Source organism: Virgibacillus carmonensis (assembly GCF_057836705.1).
The window spans coordinates 1-666 of sequence record NZ_JBYQFJ010000188.1; the positions used below are offsets into that span (position 1 = coordinate 1).

General features: G+C 42.0%; 2 protein-coding genes. Both read right to left on the reverse strand.

Going from position 1 to position 666, the window contains the following annotated elements:
- Positions 1 to 322: aminotransferase class III-fold pyridoxal phosphate-dependent enzyme (locus AC3G7N_RS21285; protein WP_489424134.1), on the reverse strand; the 322-nt coding region annotated here is incomplete at its 3' end.
- A gap of 4 nt (positions 323 to 326) precedes the next feature.
- Positions 327 to 666, reverse strand: a 340-nt coding sequence (locus tag AC3G7N_RS21290) for a GNAT family N-acetyltransferase (RefSeq protein ID WP_489424135.1), incomplete at its 5' end; no start/stop codon positions are given.

The window sequence follows — 666 nt, forward strand, 5'->3', positions numbered from 1 at the left end:
GGTCACGTGGTGTAAGAATGATTTCGTTAAAGCATTCAAGAAATTCCTTTCGTGGAGTTGTTCCCATATCAAGGCTATGAATGAGCCCATCATTACGAATATACTCAACTAGTTTATCCTGCATCGTTTCATTATTATGGCCGTAATTCAGTGCACCTGCACCGGCAAAAAAGTCAATGTACGCTTTACCGTCTACGTCCCAGAGCTTATACCCCTTCGCTTTTTCAAATATGGTTGGCCATCCGCGGCTATAACTTCTCACCGTCGATTCTAGCTCCTCAAACGTTTTCATTTTTGTATTTCCTAATACTGCTGTCCCCATTGAATCATTCCTTTACAAGCTTATTTTCTTCATCGATAGGTCCAATCTTGTACAATTGTTCGTCTTCATGTCCTGTTCGTGGAAAGTCACTAGATAAAAAGTAATCAGTCAATTTACAATTTGTGTCAAGCTTTTTCGCAAGTCCTAAAAACAACTGTTGTGATGGTCTGTTTGATGGCGATACGGTCGCTTCAACATAGCGAACGTTTCTGCAGGCTTCCCGTTTCAGCAGCTGTACCAACATCCTTGTACCCAGTCCTTTTCCCCGCTCTGACTCGTGAACAGCAACTTGCCAGATAAAGAGAGTATTCGGTGCATCCGGATGAATGAAACCGGAAATAAAT